A 16,722-nucleotide genomic window follows, 5' to 3' on the forward strand; every position below is an offset into this window, starting at 1 on the left:
TGGCCTTGCAATGCGACGTGGCTCAGGCCGTCGCGCGCTCCAGCTTTTCGAGTGCACGCATCCAGAGGGATTCGGCGCGGTCCTGAGCATTCATCACTTCGGAATACTTCTTTTGCCAGACCGTCGCCTCGTCCTTGTTGTCATCGTCATACATCGCGGGATCGGCCAGCTTTTTGGCTAGCCTGTCCGCCATTATGTTCAGTTTTTCAACGCGTTCCTCGCATTTCTTTGCTTCCTGCTTTAACGCAGTGATCGCATCGCGCGAGGGGCGTTTCGGCTTTTGATCCTTCACCTTCGGCGCAGGCTTGTCGCCCGCCAACAGCATGTCACGGTAGCTTTCCAGATCGCCCTCATATGGGGCGACACCGCCGTCCTTGACCAGCCACAGACGGTCGGCAACCAGGCTGAGCAGGTGCATGTCGTGACTGACGAGGATCACTGCGCCGGTATAGGCGGTCAGCGCCTCGACCAGTGCTTCGCGCGATTCGATATCCAGGTGGTTCGTCGGTTCGTCGAGGATCAGCAAATGGGGCGCATCGATGGTCGCCAGCATAAGGCTAAGCCGCGCCTTTTGTCCGCCCGACAGCTTGCCCACCAGCGTTTCGGCCTGCTCGGCGCCGATGCCAAATCCGCCAAGGCGCCCGCGTAGGCGCGATGGCGTCTCGCCGGGGCGCAGGCGACGGATATGGTCGATCGGCGTCTCGTCGACGTGCAGTTCCTCGACCTGGTGCTGTGCGAAAAAGCCGACGCGCAGCTTGGACGAGGTGGTCATCTTGCCGCCCATTAGATCAAGTTTTCCTGCTAACAGCTTGGAAAGGGTGGATTTCCCCTCACCGTTCTTACCGAGCAGCGCTATCCGATCATCCTGATCAATGCGCAGGTTCAGTCGCTGCAGGACTGCCTTGCCGTCATAGCCGACTGAACCACCCTCAATGTTGATGATCGGCGGAGACAGCTCCTCGGGCGAGGGGAAGGTGAACCGTTTGAGCGCGGCCTCTTGCGGGGTGGTGATCGGCTTCATCTTGGCGATCATCTTGAGGCGCGACTGGGCCTGAACGGCCTTGGACGCCTTGGCGCGGAAACGATCGACGAAGCTTTGCAGATGGGCGCGGCGCGCGTCCTGCTTTTTGGCCTCACTCTCCAACGCCGCCAACCGCGCGGCGCGGGTTTCGGCGAAGGTGTCGTAGGCGCCCTGATAAAGCGTCAGTTTCTTGTCTTCGAGATGCAGGATCGAGTTGACGGCACGGTTCAGCAGACCGCGGTCATGGCTGACGATCAGCACGGTATGCGGATAGCGCGCGAGGTAAGTTTCCAGCCACAGCGCACCTTCGAGGTCCAGATAGTTTGTCGGCTCATCAAGCAGCAACAAATCAGGCTGCGAGAACAGCACAGCAGCCAGCGCCACGCGCATCCGCCAACCGCCTGAAAACGCCGAACACGGCTGGCGCTGCGCCTTGTCGTCAAAACCCAGTCCCTTGAGGATCGAGGCCGCGCGCGCCTCGGCGCCCCATGCGTCGATATCCGAAAGGCGTGTTTGTACGTCGGCGATGCGGGTGGGATCGCTCGCTGTCTCGGCCTCGGCCAAGAGGTTAGCGCGCTCGGTATCGGCGGCCAGAACCGTGTCGATTAGCGACACCTCGTTGCCCGGCACTTCCTGAGATACGCCGCCGATACGGGCGCGCTGGGGCAGGGTGATCGCGCCACCCTCAAGCGCCAGCTCGCCCCGGATCAGGCGGAACAGCGTGGTCTTGCCCGTGCCGTTGCGACCCACGATGCCCACCTTGTGGCCATCCGGGATACTTGCCGAAGCGTTTTCAATCAGCGGGCGACCCGCGACGGAATAGGATATGTCATCAATGCGTAGCATACGTGTGCCATGCCTCAGCCAGCGGGCGGCGTCAATCGCACCTTTTCATGTAGCGGTCCTCATGCTATCGGGGCCGCAATTGCGCAGAGGCAGGGCATGGGGCCCGGCCCACGCACATCAACCAACAAGAGGCTAACATGGCAACCGAACGCACGCTGAGCATTATCAAACCCGACGCGACCAAACGCAACCTGACCGGCAAGATCAATGCCAAGTTCGAGGATGCCGGTCTGCGCATCGTCGCGCAAAAGCGGATCCACCTGACACCGGCGCAGGCCGGCAAGTTCTACGAAGTCCACGCCGAGCGTCCGTTTTACGGCGAACTGTGCGATTTCATGGCCTCGGGCCCCGTCGTCGTGCAGGTTCTGGAAGGCGAAGGCGCCATTGCCAAGAACCGCGAAGTCATGGGCGCGACAAACCCCAAGGATGCAGCCCCCGGCACAGTGCGCGCCGATTTCGCCGAAAGCGTTGGCGAGAACTCGGTCCACGGCTCGGACGCGCCCGAGACGGCCAAGGAAGAGATCGCGTATTTCTTTGCTGGGCTCGAACTGGTCGGCTGAACGCAACGATCTGCGGTCAGCGAGGCCGCTCGAACACACCGATTTCGGCAAGGGCCGCATCCAGAGGGGTGCGGCCTTTGTCCTTGTTTGCAGCCTTGATCGCATCGAAACGGGCGCGAAGCGCTGTCTTTTCCGCGCCTTGGCAATCATTCCACGGTCGTCCCTGCAGCCCCATGACCATCGCGTAATACCCGATGAAGTGTGGAACCGTACCGCTGGCGATCAGCCGCGCATAGGCCGCATCAGCGCCAAGTTCGCGTAACTCGGCTGCCGAGTGGATGCCTGCACGCGTGCAGGATGCCTCAACAGCAGGGCCGAGATTTCGGATCGATGATACGGCGTCATGCGGTTCGCTGGTCATCTAGCTAGCCTAGCGACGTAGTTTTGCGCGGGCCAGTGCAATGAGACGCTGCGCAATCAAATGCTGGCAAAGTCGTTGAACACCTGCCGCGAAATAACCTTGGGTTGCGGCTTGGTTTTGCGCGGAGGGGTGCGTTTGATCTGCTTTGGGGCGGATTCAAGGGATTTGGCTACGTGCGCCTTGGGCGCGGGCGTTGACTTAAGCATCGGTTTGCTCCTTCAAAAAGATCACGCCCCCAGATGACTCTTGAGCCTAGCAAGGAATCGGGGCGTGAATAAGGAGCAATTGGGACGAAACTGTGGCGGATACAAGCCCCAGAGGTCCGGATGTCTTGGGCATGGGCGGAACCACGCCCAAGACACTCTTAGGAAAGCATTTTTTCGACAATTTCGCCGAATGCCGACGGCGTGGGCACGATGTTCACTCCCGCCCCGGACAGGATCTCGACCTTTTCCTGCGCCGACTCTCCAAAGGCCGATACGATCGCGCCTGCATGGCCCATACGCCGCCCTTTGGGCGCCGACAGGCCGGCGATGTAGGCCGCGACAGGCTTGGTCATGTGATCGCGGATGTATTCGGCTGCTTCTGCCTCTTGGGGGCCACCGATTTCGCCGACCATGACGACGGCGTCGGTTTCTGGATCGTTCTCAAAAAGCTCCAGAATATCGCGGAAGGACGAGCCGTTGATCGGATCGCCCCCGATCCCGATAGAAGAGGACACGCCGATCCCACGCGCCTTCATCTGGCTGGCGGCCTCATAGCCCAAGGTGCCCGAACGCCCAACGATGCCGACGCGGCCTTCGAGGTAGATCGAGGGCGGCATAAGGCCCGCAAAGGCCTGCCCCGGCGTGATGATCCCGGCGCAGTTCGGACCGATCAGCCGCATCCTGCGCGCTTCCTTGTAGCGGCGCATATAACGTTTGACGCGGATCATATCCTGCGTCGGGATGCCGTCGGCGATGCAAACGCAGGTCTCGATGCCCGCATCCGCGGCCTCCATGATGGAATCCGCAGCAAAGGGGGGCGGCACAAAGCAAATGGCCAGCGTCGCGCCCGTTTCGGCCACAGCACCCTTGACGGTGTTGAACACCGGCAGCCCGCCATGCAGCACACCGCCCTTGCCGGGGGTGACGCCACCGACCACGTTGGTGCCGTAATCGCGCATTTCCTGCGCATGAAAGCTGCCGATGCGGCCTGTCAGGCCGGTGACCAGCACCTTGGATGTCTTGTCGATCAGAATTGCCATCAGACTGCCTCCGCGTTCTTGGATGATGCCGATTTCCATGCCGCGACCACTTTGTCCGCAGCTTCGGCCAGCGTTTCGGTGGTCGTGATGTCCAGCCCGCTGTCATTCAGCACCTTGCGACCTTCTTCGACATTGGTGCCGGACAGGCGCACGACGAGGGGCATGGTCAGTTTCAGTTCCTGAACCGCCCGCACGACGCCCTCTGCGATCCAGTCGCAGCGGTTGATCCCGGCAAAGATGTTGACGAGGATCGCCTCGACATTGGGATCGTTCAGCACCGCCTTGAACGACATCAACACGCGTTCAGGGCTGGCCCCGCCGCCCACGTCGAGAAAGTTGGCAGGCTCACCGCCCGCCATCTTGATCATATCGAGCGTCGCCATCGCGAGGCCCGCGCCGTTCACGATGCAGCCGATTTCGCCCTCAAGTCCGATATAGCTGAGACCCCGGTCGCTGGCATAGGTTTCGCGCGCGTCCTCTTGGCTCTTGTCGCGCAACTCCGAGATGTCGGGGTGACGGAACAGCGCGTTGTCGTCGAAGCTGAGTTTGGCATCCAGCGCGACGATTTCGCCTGCGCCGGTTACGACCAGCGGGTTGATTTCCAGCATGGATGCGTCCAGTTCGTCCATCGCCTTGTAACAGCCAACGATCTGCTTGACGGCCTGCGGGATCAGCGCAGAATCAAGCCCCAACTGAAATGCGATTTCGCGCGCCTGAAAGGCCTGCATCCCCACCGCCGGGTCGATGACCGCGCGAATGATGCTGTCCGGCTCGTCCGAGGAAATATCCTCGATCTCCATCCCGCCTTGGGCGGAGGCAACGACGACGACGCGCTCTTCGGTGCGGTCCATGACAAAGCCCAGATAGATTTCCTGAGCGATATCAGTCGCCTCTTCGATATAGAGGCGACCAACCAGCTTGCCTTGGGGGCCAGTCTGGTGCGTGACCAGCTTGCGGCCAAGCATCCATGCTGCGGCTTGCCAAATCTCGTCATCGCTGGAACAGATGCGCACGCCGCCCGCCTTGCCGCGCGCGCCGGAATGGATCTGTGCCTTGACGACGCATTTCTCACCCGACAGTTCCTGTGCCCGGTAGACGGCCTGTTCGGGGCTATAGGCAATGCCACCGCGCGGCACGTTGACGCCGAATTTCTTCAGCAGTTCCTTGGCTTGATATTCGTGAATATCCATTTGGTTTCCCTCAGCCCTTGGCTGCGATGGCATCGGCCACCGTCAGCACGTTCTGCGCCATGCGCTCGGAGGCGGCGTCGATCAGACGGCCATCAAGGTTCGCGGCACCCTTGCCCTGCTTTTCCGCCTCGCGCAGCGCTTCGATGATGCGGCGCGCGCGGGTCACTTCGGCCTCGGGAGGCGAGAAGGTCTCGTTCGCGAGCTTGATCTGGCTGGGGTGAATGGCCCATTTGCCTTCGATACCAAGGGCTGCGGCACGTTTCGCCGACGCGGTATAGCCCTCGGGATCGTTGAAATCACCGAACGGACCATCAATGGCGCGTAGGCCATAGGCACGGCAGGCGCCGTTCATGCGCGAGATGGCGTAGTGCCACTGATCGCCCGGATAATCGGGGTTGAGACCACCGATAACCACGGTACGGGCGCGGGTGAAAGCGGCGTAGTCGCCGACGCCGAAATGCATCGCCTCCAGACGGCCCGGTGCGGCGGCGATCGCCTCCACATTGGCCATACCGAGGGCGGTTTCGATCAATGCCTCCAGACCGATCTGATGCTTGAAACCCTTGGCCACTTCGATCTGGCTGAGCATAGTCTCGACACAATAAAGATCGCCGGGAACGCCGACCTTGGGGACCAGAACCGTGTGGATGTGCTGGCCGGCCTGTTCGACGATATCGACGACGTCGCGGTACATATAGTGCGTGTCGAGCCCGTTGATACGGATCGACATGGTCTTGCCTTTCCAGTCGATGTCATTCAGCGCCTGGATGATGTTCTTGCGCGCCTGCTCTTTGTCGGCGGGCGATACGGCGTCCTCAAGGTCGAGAAAGATATAGTCGACATCGCTGTTGGCGGCCTTTTCGAACATTTCGGTGTTCGAGCCGGGCACAGCCAGTTCGGATCGCTGAAGACGTTGCTTTTTCAGCGGGTGCAAAGTGTAGCTCATGTCGGTCCCTCCCTAGGATCACGTGGTTAGGAAAGGGTGCCGCAAACGCGGTTGGCCAAACACTTTCGCATGGGTAGCAAAGGTTGTTTCGGGTTGGGGCGGTCCGGCAAACGGGTAGGGCGGACTACCCGGCACGCGGTATTCGGAACACATCGGCACACCGGACGGTGCACCGGAAAGTGCAACAACATTTTAGTGCGAAATACGTAAACCATGCCCCGAGTTTCATCAGGGCATGGTTATGGCGCAGTTGGACTACGCTGGGCTGTGATCGAAGTTTACGCCTTGGCGGTGCGATAATGCTCTAGGGCTGCCGCTACGCCAGCGCCGGGGGTAATGCGCGCGCCGGCGTCCATCAGCGCCATTTCCGCGGCCGACAAAGCGCCGCACAGCATCACCGAGTTAAGCGAACCCAGATGCCCGATGCGGAATGCGCGCCCGGCCAGCTTGTTCAGACCGCTGCCCAGCGACGTGCGGTATTTGCCATAGGCGCCTGCGATCACGTCGCGGGCATCGACGCCTTCGGGTGTATAGATCGCCGAAACCGTGTCGGACGCCCATTCCGGCCCTCTGGCCACCAATTCGCATCCGTCCCACGCGGCGACAGCGCGGCGCACGCCCTCAGCAAGGAAGGTATGGCGCGCCCAGATTGCCTCCATCCCGTCGCCCAGCATCAGGTCGAGCGATACGCGCAATCCGCGCAACAATTGCGTCGGCGGGGTGTAGGGGAAATAGCCGGTATCGTTCAAGGCGATCATGTCCGCAAAATTGAAATAGGCGCGCGGCATCTTTTCCGAGTTCGAGGCATTAATGGCCAGCGCCTTGTCCGACGCACCCAGAAATCCAAGGCCCGCAGGCAGCATGAAGCCCTTTTGCGATCCGGCAACCGCCAGATCAACGCCCCATTTATCCATCTCGAATTCGATCGAACCGATCGCGCTGACGCCGTCGACAAAGAGCAGCGCAGGATGGTTCGCATCGTCCAACGCGCGGCGAACCGCGGCAACGTCAGAGCTGACGCCGGTCGCCGTTTCGTTATGGGTGGCAAAGACGGCCTTGATCTGGTGATCGGTGTCGGCGTTGAGCTTGGCGGCGTAATCCTCCACAGGCACGCCCTTGCCCCATTCCACCTCGCACAGATCGACCTCAAGGCCGAGACGTTCGGCCATCTCGACCCAGAGCAGTGAGAACTGGCCAAAGCGTGACATCAACACCCGGTCGCCCGCAGCGAGCGTATTGGTGATCGCCGATTCCCAAGCGCCTGTGCCCGAGGACGGAAAGATGAACACGCGGCCGTTTTTCAGGCGGAACGTCTTCTTGATATCGGTCAGAAGGCCGGTGACGAAATCGCCGAAATCGGGCGCGCGCATGTCCTCCATCGGGACGTTCATGGCGCGGCGCACCTCTTCGGGGACGTTGGTCGGGCCGGGGATGAATAGATGGGATGTGCCGTGCATGATGTTTCTCCTGTTGGCTGATCAATCTATCGGGCGGGGTCCATGAGGATGTAATGCCCGACTGCATGGCGCTGGCCGCGATCTGTCGCGCTGCGACGCCAAACGGGTAGGGTGGGGCTACCCGGCGGGGTGAAAAGCAGCGCGGCATACCGCGGCACACAGAAAAATCGTTCGAATTCATAGGTTTCCTGCTTTTCGGGCTGTAAAAACCCGTGACAAGCGAGCGCGCATGTGCAGCAATCACGGGATGAACGAACAACAAAACACAGACGCACGCGTCATCGTCGCGGACCGGCAGCTGATCGTGTGTCAGGGAATCGGATCGCTCGTGGGTCAGATTCCGGGGACTGAACTGGGCGCGTTCGCAACCGACCTGCCGGCGCTGCGCGCCTTGCTTGAGGCCGAGGAGGGGCGCGTGATCGTCATTCTGGGCGTGCGCCTTGCCGACTGTGATCTGGCCGCGGCGATGGAAATGATGCGGCGCGAGCATCCTGGCGCGCTGGTCGTCGTGGTCGCGGACGAGACGGAATTCGCGTTCATCCGCGCGGCGGTCAAGGCGGGGGCCAACTCGGTCTGCATGATGGCGCAGATACTGGTCAGCCTGCCCAAGATACTGGGCAAGCTGGTCGAGGGTCATTCCATCGTCCCGACCGAGATCCTGCGCCGCCTCGCGAACGAGACGACGGATACCCTGTCGCGGCGCGAACATGAGATATTGGGCCTGCTGGCGAACGGGCTGACCAATTTTCAGATCTCGGCCCGGTTGGGCCTGTCGGAGAATACGGTGAAATACTATCTCAAGGCGATTTACCAAAAGCTTGACGTGAATTCGCGCGGCGGTGCCATCGCGAAATACGTCGCCGGCAATTACTGAGGCCGCCGCGAGGGCGAGGCTATTGGTGAATACCCTCGCCCGTCATCTGGTGGCGTGACTTAAAGCGTTTCGCGAAAAACCTGAGTCACAGATTTTCGTGAAACGCGCGCAACATATCAGCGTCGCGCGCGTTTCGCCTTTATCCGATGCCTCAGTTGGAAGGATCTTTTCCTGCCAGGGGTTTCTTTTTCGTGCGCTTGGCCTCAGCTGCGGCCTTGGCTGGCTCATAGGTCTGGATCGCGATGGCCGGGCTGCAGCCGCGGGCGTTATAGCGGCTCACGAGGCCTTGATTGCGGCGCTGATAGGCGCGCGCCTCTTCGGCAGAGGCGCCTTTCAGATCCATAAAGAAGAGCGCGGGAAAGAACAGAATTGCGCCTGCCGCGCCTGCGACCACATTCTGCGTCTGCTTGTCGCGCTTTTCGTCGATCAGGCCGCGCACGGCTTGCGAATTGACATCAATCTCGCGCCGCAGCTCGGGGCAGGAGAGGCGCGCGTCGCCGTCCTGAATTTCGTTGACCGGATTTGGATCACGGCCAGCGCAGGCGGTAAGGGTCATCACGGCAAGCAGAGAGAGGGGCAGACAGCGTTTCATACAATATTATCCTAAGGTTACTCGTTACTCAGCATATGCCACCAGACGTTGCTATTTCGCTAAAGCGCGTACGCAAAGTGCAGCGCACAAAAGAAAAACGCCGCAGGGCATTCAAATGCTCGACGGCGTTTACTGAGATCGGGGCCGAACGTCTACGCCGATTGGCCCAAAATTATGCGCTGTGTCATCCGCGCCGTCTGCGTCGCCGTCCACCGTCCTCGCCGCCGCCGGAGCCTGCGTTGAAATTGGGGTTGGGCAGCGTCGTGACCTTGGACAATTCCGGAAATGGGTCAGTCTTGTGCGGGATCGCGTTAGCGGCGACGAAATGCTCCTGAAATTTCGGCGCGATGGCGGTTTCGACCTTGTTTATCTGACGCACCATGCGCTCAACCTCGGCGCGGGCGGCAATATTGCACAGCGCGATGCGCGCGCCGGTGCCAGCCGCGTTGCCAGCCGATGTTACCCGGCTCAGATGCGCGTCGGGGATCATGCCCAGCACCATCGCGTGCAGGTTCGAGATGTGCGCGCCAAACGCACCCGCCAGCACGATGCGGTCCACCTTGTCGACGCCGCGCTCGTCCATCAGCAGGCGCGCGCCTGCGTAGAGCGCGGATTTGGCCAGCTGGATTGCGCGAATGTCACCTTGGGTTACGGTGATCCGCGGGCCGCCGTCGGCGGTGGAATCGTGGACAAGGTAGCTGTGCGTGCGCCCTTCGGGCACCATGCGGGGCGTTCCTGTCGCCTCGGCCGAACCCATCAGGCCGTTTTCGTCCAGCAGCCCGGCCATGCGCAACTCGGCCACCGCCTCGATGATGCCAGAGCCACAGATGCCGGTAATACCTGAGGCGCCGATGGCCTCGTCAAAGCAGGGATCGTCGGACCAGATATCGCTGCCGATAACGCGAAAGCGCGGTTCCTTGGTCTGAGGATCAATGCGGATTGCGTCGATCGCGCCGGGCGCGGCGCGCTGGCCCGACGATATCTGTGCGCCCTCAAAGGCTGGGCCGGTCGGGGATGAGCAGGCCAGAACGCCCTGTTTATCGCCCAAGAGGATCTCGGCATTCGTGCCGACGTCGATGATCAGAACCAGATCGTCGGATTTTCCCGGCTGCTCGGCCAGCGCCACGGCCGCTGCGTCGGCACCGACATGGCCCGCGATGCACGGCAGGATATAGATCCGCGCGCGGTCATTGATCGTGGTGATATCCATTTCACGCGCGTCCAGCGTGATACTCTGAGAGGTGGCCAGCGCAAAGGGCGCCTGACCCAGTTCGACCGGGTCGATTCCCAGCAAGAGGTGGTGCATCACCGGGTTGCACACGATCACCGTCTCGACGATCAGGTCGGGCGCAATTTCAGCCTCCTTGGCGATCTCTTCGGCCAGCGTGTTGATCGCCTCGCGCACCGCGCTGGTCATTTCCTTGTCGCCGCCAGGGTTCATCATCGAATAGCTGACGCGGCTCATCAGATCCTCACCAAAGCGGATTTGCGGATTCATGATGCCCGAAGATGCGATCACTGCGCCGGTATGCAGATCGGTCAGATGCGCCGCCACTGTGGTCGAGCCGAGATCGATGGCGAGGCCGTAGAGCCCGGATTCGTGCAGGCCCGGCCAGATTTCGAGCACGCGCGCAATATCATCGTCATGGGCCTTGTTCAGGGCGACCGTAACCTGCCATTTACCTTTGCGCAAAACAGGTTGCAGCTTGCTGAGCAGGCTCAGATCGGCGGTGATGCCGGGGATGTCCCATTGCTGTTGCAGCGCGCGCGCCAGACGCTCCAGATCGCCGGTCGGTTCATGCATGTCGGGCTCGTCCACCTGCACCATATAGAGACGCGTGGCCGGGTCCATTTCGATCACGCGGGTCGAGGCGGCCTTGCGCACGATCTGGCGGTGAAGCTGGGATTCGGGCGGCACATCGATCACGACGTCGCCCTGCACAGTTGCCTGACAGCCGAGGCGGCGACCTGCCTTTAGCCCGCGCTTGTCCTCGTAGCGCTGCTCGACAGAATTCCATTCTGACAGCGCATCGGCGGCAACGGTCACGCCATGTTTGGCAAACTCGCCATAGCTGGGCGTGATCTGACATTTTGAGCAGATGCCCCGCCCGCCACAAACCGAATCGAGGTCGACCCCCAATTGCCGTGCGGCTGTAAGAACGGGCGTGCCGACCGCAAAGCGTCCGCGTTTGCCGGAGGGGGTAAAGACGACGAGGGGATCGGTGCTCATGAGCGTGGTCCATCTGTTGCGCAAAGGCGTTGCGAGGGACATTAGGGATTTAATCGCGGAGGGGAAGGCCGGTAGCGCCGGAAACTGGTTCAGTCGCGGCATGTTTTGCGTAGTGCGGCCCAAACTGCCGCTCTGCCGGGAATCTAGCCGAAGGCGCCGCGCGAGCGGGGTTTCAGTAGCCCCTCACCCCCGCCTGAGCGGTTCGCCGTCCGGCAGGGTGATACCGGCGACCTGTTCCGCGATCGGATCGTTCGACAGCGGATGCGCCTGAGTGCTGTAATCTGAGGGGTCGCGCATCGCTTCCCACTGGCCAGCGACAAACAACTGCAACCCGGAAAACCCAGCCTTGTAGCCCATTTTCGGACTGCCCGGCACCCAGTAGCCCAAATAGACATGCGGCAGGTTCGCCTCGCGGGCGATCTCGATATGATCGAGGATGATGTAAGTGCCAAGGGAGGCACGCGCGCGGTCCGGCTCGAAAAAGGAATAAACCATGCTGACCCCGTCCTCCAGCACGTCGGTCAGGCACACGGCGACCAGCGCGCCAGTCTCAGTGTCGACATATTCCACGACGCGGGTGCGGATCGGCGTTTCCTCGACCATCGAGGCGAATTCGAACGCGTCCATATCGGCCATACCGCCCGCTGCGTGGCGACTCTCCAGATAGCGGCGAAAGAGGGCATATTGATCTTCGGTCGCCCAAGGCGAGGTCGCGCGCCGCTCAAGGCCCACGTTGCGCCTGATCGTGCGCTTTTGGCTTTTGGACGGGGAAAACCCGGCCACGCTAATGCGCGCCGACAGGCACGCAGCGCAATCGGCGCAAGACGGGCGGTAGAGCACGTTTTGCGAGCGGCGAAAGCCCTGCTTGCTCAGCCCGTCGTTCAGCCGCTGCGCGCCGTCGCCTTGCAGGGCGGTGAACAGCTTGCGCTCCATCCGGCCCTCCAGATAGGGGCAGGGCTGCGGTGCCGTCACGTAGAACTGCGGCGCAATGGTATTGGTATGTCGCATCAAGACCCGTTTGCATCAGCGTTTCAACAAACTTAGCAATGATGCCGCGTCACGCCAAGCGGGGAATCGGAGTCCCGGCAGAGTCAGGTCAGTGTCAGGCGCGCCGGTTGATCGCAACTGTGCCCAGCACCAGATCGCTCAGACCCTGTGCGCGTTGCCCGGTCAGCATCAGCAGAACCGACACCACCTGCGGGATGACGAACGCCATCGAAACCGAATAGCCCAGCGTGTGCAGCAAGGCCGTCAGCGTGTCCAGACGCGCCCCGTCATGTCGCCGCAACTCAAGCGCCATCAACGCCATGCCCCATGTCGCCGAGCCGCGCGCCAGCGTGGCAGTGCGATAAACAAAGCCGACCGTCAGCATCAATGCGGGCAGGAAAAAGAAACCGATGCCAAGGGTCAGCACCAGCGCGACAACGCAAAAGATCAGGATCAACAGCGAATCGATCAGCCAGGCAAGCAGGCGCTTGGTCGGCACCGAGGCATAAAATTCGGGCTGCGCCACAGGGTCGGGCAGATGCAGGTCGGCGGTCAGATTGCTATAGCTCATGGGGCCTCTCGTTAGGCAGGGATGCGGTGCGCCCGTGAGGGTCGCAAAGGAATACCAAATTACTCAGGGCGACATAATCAACCCTCAGACGCCCGCCCAAGATACTTGGACGGGCCGCAATTGCTCAGGCTCAGGCCTCGTTCGGGGTCTGATCGTTCTGATCCGAGTCGCGGGGTGCCTTAGCGCGGTCTTCCATGAACTGGTCGAACTCGGCCTTATCCTTGGCCTGACGCAGCCGGTCGAGAAAGCTCTCGAAGCTGGCTTGTTCATCCTGAAGGCGGCGCAGCGTTTCGTCGCGGTAAGCATCAAAGGCAGTGTTGCCGCTGCTGCGGGTCGTGGTGGGGGCCGCTGAGCGGCGCGATTTGCAGGGTCCGAACATGCGTTTACTCCAGATCATATAGGCGAGAATGGCGAGGCCGACGGGCCAGACGAAGATGAAACTGATCACAATCGCTGCGATCCAGGCCATTTTGCCGCGTTGGTCCAGCCAAGCTGCAGCGTTCTCGATCCAGCGCAGGGGGCCGCCGGTGGCTGTTGGGGGGTGGGCATATGTGCTCATTTGAGGTCCTTTGCGAGGGTTGCGTGCGGTCATGTGAATTGGCTTCACATTGAATAGATTGGAATGGCACGGCGCGGATGCAAGAGGTAATGTAAACTAAATTTACATTGATTCGTTGGCCAACGTTCGCGCGCCATTGACCGCCGTTGTCCCATAGGTATCACTGTGGGGATGGATTTCGCCCATCGCATCAGCCGTATTCCGCGCCCCTATCACAGCGATCACGCCGATGAGGTTCGCGCGCGATATCCGACGCAATCAGGCGATTTGGCGGACGTCATCGGCGGCGCAGCAGGATGCAGCCCCTACCTGCGCCAGCTCTTGCAATCCGAGGCAGATTGGTTGCCGGACGCCCTTGACGCGCCTGAAAGGGCGCTGGATGCGTTGCTAAAATCGCTTAGCGGCGTCGAGGGTGACCCATCCGGCCCGCTGCGCCAAGCCAAGAGGCGCGCGGCTCTGCTGACCGGCCTCGCCGATCTGGCGGGCGTCTGGCCGCTTGAGACGGTTACGCAGGCCCTCACTGATCTGGCCGGTCTCGCCTGCAATCTGGCGTTGCGCCACACCGTCGGCCATGAGATCAAACGCGGCAAGCTGCCCGGCATGAGCGAAGAGGATATCCTGACCTGCGCTGGCATGACTGTGCTGGCCATGGGCAAGATGGGCGCGGGCGAACTGAATTACAGCTCGGATATCGACCTGATCTGCCTCTATGACGAGACCCGCTTTGAACGGGACCAGCAGCATGATGCGCGCGCCTCGTTTGTGCGCGCAACCCGGCGTATGGCCGCAATATTGGGCGAAAATACCGCCGAGGGCTATGTTTTTCGAACCGATCTACGCCTGCGCCCCGATCCCGGCGTCACCCCCGTCTGCATGTCGATGGCCGCCGCCGAAGCCTATTACGAGAGCCTCGGGCGCACGTGGGAACGTGCGGCCTATATCAAGGCGCGTCCCTGCGCGGGCGATCTGGAGGCGGGCGAGCGGTTTCTGAAAACGCTGTCGCCATTCGTGTGGCGGCGTCACCTTGATTTCGCGGCCATTGAGGACGCGCACAACATGCGGTTGCGCATTCGCGCGCACAAGGGTCTTGGTGCCGATCTGGGTGGCCCGCTGGACCTGATGGGCCACAATATGAAGCTGGGGCGCGGTGGCATCCGCGAGATCGAATTCTTTACCCAGACCCGCCAGTTGATCGTCGGCGGGCGTGATCCCAGTTTACGGATGCGCGGCACGCTGGACGGACTGGCGGGGTTGGCGGACAAGGATTGGATCCCGGCAGATGTGGCAGAGGATCTGAGCGGGCATTACCGCTTTCACCGTGAGGTCGAGCATCGGTTGCAAATGCTGCGCGACCAGCAAACCCATGATCTGCCCACCAGCGAGGACGAGTTCCAGCGCCTCGCCGCCTTTATGGATCGCGAAACGGGCGATCTGAAGGATGAGCTGCTATCGCGTCTCACCACCGTCGACGGCGTGATCGAGCGGTTTTTTAAACCCGACGAGGGCGAGGATACACCGACCGAAGCTGAGCAGGGCACATGGCTGGACGCCAAGGTGATCGCGCGCTGGCCGGGCTATCCAGCGCTGCGCTCTGACCGGGCGGGGCAGATATTCCGCCGCCTTCGTCCCGATATTCTGGCTCGGCTGTCGCGCACGTCGCATCCCGAAGAGGCGCTGTTGGCGTTCGACGGATTCCTCGCCGGATTGCCTGCCGGCGTGCAGGTCTTTTCCCTTTTCGAGAGCAATCCGCAGCTGGTTGAACTGCTGGTCGATATCGTCGGAACAGCCCCCGCGCTGGCGCGCTATCTGTCGCGCAACGCGGCGGTGTTCGATGCGGTGATCGCGGGCGATTTCTTTGCCCCATGGCCGGGGCTGAGGGCGCTCAGTGCTGATTTGGCCGCGCGCCTCGCGGGTGAGGGCGACTACGAAGCGCGGCTGATTGAGCTGCGCAACTGGCGGCGTGAATGGCATTTTCGCATCGGCGTGCATCACCTGCGCGGGCTGGTGGATGCCGCCACGTCTGCGCGCCACTACGCCGATCTGGCCGAGGCGGTGCTGAGCGCACTCTGGCCCGAGGTCGTGCAGCAATTCTCGGCCAAGCACGGGCCGCCGCCGGGGCGCGGCGCGGCGGTCTTGGGCATGGGATCGCTGGGCGCGCGCGCGCTTAACGCCGCGTCGGATCTGGATCTGATCGTGATCTATGACGCAGACGGGGTAGAGGCGTCGGAGGGGCGCAGGCCCCTTGCCGTCGGGGCATATTACGCGCGGCTGACGCAGGCCATGATCTCGGGCCTCACTGCGCAGATGACGGGCGGGCGGCTCTATGAAGTAGACATGCGCCTGCGCCCGTCGGGCAACCAAGGGCCTGTGGCCACGTCGCTGAGCGCCTTTCAGGACTATCAACAAAGTCGCGCTTGGGGGTGGGAGCATTTGGCCCTGACCCGCGCGCGCGCTATTGCTGGCGACGCCGCGCTTGGGGCCGAGATCGAGGCCTTTCGCACCGATTTGATCGCCGAGGTTGCGGCGCGCGACGGTACCGGCGCGCGCATCGCGGACGAGGTCGCAAACATGCGCGCGCGCATCGCGGCGGCCAAGACGCGCGATGGCCCGCTGGATGCCAAGCTGGGGCCGGGCCGGCTTCAGGATGTTCAGTTGATCGCGCAGGCCGCCACGCTGGTCGCCGGTCGCGCAAAACCCGGCACGCAGGCAGGGCTAAGCGCCGGAACTGCGCTGGAATGGTGGGACGCGGACGGCGCGCAGACTTTATCGCGCGCAGCGTCGCTCTGCCGAGACGTGCAGATGGCCGCGCGCCTCTTAGGCGACGCTGCGCTGGATGCAGATGCGCTGGGGTCCGGCGCGCGCGCCTTCGTCTTGCGCGAAACCGGTTGCGCGGATATCTCCGATCTTATCGCAGCGTTGGAGACGCGCGCACAGGGTGCCGCAACCGTCATTGATGCAGCGCTGGCGCAGGCTGGCACGGATGAGGGGCAGGAGGGCACGAAATGAAGACAAGCGATCCTCTGGACAAAAAAGGCCTCATCTATGAGGCCTACCGCATCGACGGCATCATCCCTGATGAGTGCCGCTCGATCTTTCTGGACTGGGCGTTGTCACTGCCTGATGGGCAGGACACGCAAGCCGCCATCGCGCATTTCCTTGGTATCTATCAGGCCGAAAATCCAGATCATCCCATGACCGTCGTGCTGTTGCAGGGGCAGGAGGCCGCCGCGCACCCGCGTAGGCGGGGCGGCTGGAAAACCCGCCCCCGAGACTGACCCGATG

The 16,722-nt window shown here is 62.0% G+C and carries 16 protein-coding genes; 4 read left to right on the top strand and 12 right to left on the bottom strand.

The genetic code is table 11. The annotated features are described in order from the left end of the window. Window positions 1-22 precede the first annotated feature (22 nt). The gene (locus tag U3654_RS07265; RefSeq protein ID WP_324754671.1) at window positions 23-1,867 is read right to left on the bottom strand and encodes an ABC-F family ATP-binding cassette domain-containing protein; all 1,845 of its coding nucleotides are present in this window, start codon (window positions 1,865-1,867) and stop codon (window positions 23-25) included. Window positions 1,868-2,004: 137 nt separating this feature from the next. Between U3654_RS07265 and ndk the strand changes: the two genes are divergently transcribed. Next, entirely contained in the window at window positions 2,005-2,427 is a 423-nt protein-coding gene (ndk, locus tag U3654_RS07270) for a nucleoside-diphosphate kinase (protein ID WP_324754672.1), read from the top strand. 16 nt (window positions 2,428-2,443) lie between these two features. Here the strand turns inward: ndk and U3654_RS07275 are convergent, their stop codons facing one another. The 6 genes from U3654_RS07275 to U3654_RS07300 form a co-directional block, all read right to left on the bottom strand. Next, complete coding sequence (locus U3654_RS07275) at window positions 2,444-2,788, bottom strand: TfoX/Sxy family protein (RefSeq protein ID WP_324754673.1); 345 nt, start codon at window positions 2,786-2,788, stop codon at window positions 2,444-2,446. Window positions 2,789-2,844: 56 nt separating this feature from the next. Then, on the bottom strand, window positions 2,845-2,994 hold the full coding sequence (locus tag U3654_RS07280) for a hypothetical protein (protein WP_324754674.1): 150 nt from the start codon (window positions 2,992-2,994) through the stop codon (window positions 2,845-2,847). A gap of 158 nt (window positions 2,995-3,152) precedes the next feature. Beyond that, window positions 3,153-4,034: a succinate--CoA ligase subunit alpha gene (gene sucD / locus U3654_RS07285; RefSeq protein WP_324754675.1), complete on the bottom strand. Its 882-nt coding sequence runs from the start codon at window positions 4,032-4,034 to the stop codon at window positions 3,153-3,155. Beyond that, window positions 4,034-5,224 carry a malate--CoA ligase subunit beta gene (locus U3654_RS07290; RefSeq protein WP_324754676.1) on the bottom strand — a complete coding sequence of 397 codons (1,191 nt, stop codon included), beginning with the start codon at window positions 5,222-5,224 and terminating at the stop codon, window positions 4,034-4,036. Before U3654_RS07290 ends, sucD begins: the two co-directional genes overlap by 1 nt. A 10-nt stretch (window positions 5,225-5,234) precedes the next feature. Then, window positions 5,235-6,170 (bottom strand): CoA ester lyase, encoded by a 936-nt coding sequence (locus U3654_RS07295; protein WP_324754677.1) that lies wholly within the window; start codon window positions 6,168-6,170, stop codon window positions 5,235-5,237. Between the two features lie 278 nt (window positions 6,171-6,448). Further along, a complete protein-coding gene (locus U3654_RS07300) occupies window positions 6,449-7,627 on the bottom strand; it encodes an aminotransferase class V-fold PLP-dependent enzyme (RefSeq protein WP_324754678.1) in 1,179 nt (392 codons plus the stop codon). Between the two features lie 247 nt (window positions 7,628-7,874). Here U3654_RS07300 and U3654_RS07305 point away from each other — a divergent pair, with 247 nt between their 5' ends. After that, window positions 7,875-8,501, top strand: coding sequence for a response regulator transcription factor (locus U3654_RS07305; protein ID WP_324754679.1), 627 nt, complete (start codon window positions 7,875-7,877; stop codon window positions 8,499-8,501). Between the two features lie 151 nt (window positions 8,502-8,652). Here U3654_RS07305 and U3654_RS07310 read toward each other — a convergent pair whose 3' ends face one another. The 5 genes from U3654_RS07310 to U3654_RS07330 form a co-directional block, all read right to left on the bottom strand. After that, window positions 8,653-9,093, bottom strand: coding sequence for a hypothetical protein (locus U3654_RS07310; RefSeq protein ID WP_324754680.1), 441 nt, complete (start codon window positions 9,091-9,093; stop codon window positions 8,653-8,655). 184 nt (window positions 9,094-9,277) lie between these two features. After that, window positions 9,278-11,323: an ASKHA domain-containing protein gene (locus U3654_RS07315; RefSeq protein WP_324754681.1), complete on the bottom strand. Its 2,046-nt coding sequence runs from the start codon at window positions 11,321-11,323 to the stop codon at window positions 9,278-9,280. Between the two features lie 183 nt (window positions 11,324-11,506). Next, window positions 11,507-12,331: an arginyltransferase gene (locus tag U3654_RS07320; RefSeq protein WP_324754682.1), complete on the bottom strand. Its 825-nt coding sequence runs from the start codon at window positions 12,329-12,331 to the stop codon at window positions 11,507-11,509. Window positions 12,332-12,425: 94 nt separating this feature from the next. Further along, window positions 12,426-12,881: an RDD family protein gene (locus tag U3654_RS07325; protein ID WP_324754683.1), complete on the bottom strand. Its 456-nt coding sequence runs from the start codon at window positions 12,879-12,881 to the stop codon at window positions 12,426-12,428. 130 nt (window positions 12,882-13,011) lie between these two features. Further along, window positions 13,012-13,440, bottom strand: coding sequence for a DUF2852 domain-containing protein (locus tag U3654_RS07330; RefSeq protein ID WP_324754684.1), 429 nt, complete (start codon window positions 13,438-13,440; stop codon window positions 13,012-13,014). 171 nt (window positions 13,441-13,611) lie between these two features. Between U3654_RS07330 and U3654_RS07335 the strand changes: the two genes are divergently transcribed. Beyond that, the gene (locus U3654_RS07335; RefSeq protein WP_324754685.1) at window positions 13,612-16,446 is read left to right on the top strand and encodes a glutamine-synthetase adenylyltransferase; all 2,835 of its coding nucleotides are present in this window, start codon (window positions 13,612-13,614) and stop codon (window positions 16,444-16,446) included. Continuing rightward, window positions 16,443-16,715, top strand: a complete 273-nt coding sequence (locus U3654_RS07340) for a hypothetical protein (protein ID WP_324754686.1) — start codon at window positions 16,443-16,445, stop codon at window positions 16,713-16,715. Before U3654_RS07335 ends, U3654_RS07340 begins: the two co-directional genes overlap by 4 nt. Window positions 16,716-16,722 lie beyond the last annotated feature (7 nt).

It is taken from the genome of Roseovarius sp. Pro17, assembly GCF_035599575.1.
Taxonomy (GTDB): domain Bacteria; phylum Pseudomonadota; class Alphaproteobacteria; order Rhodobacterales; family Rhodobacteraceae; genus Roseovarius.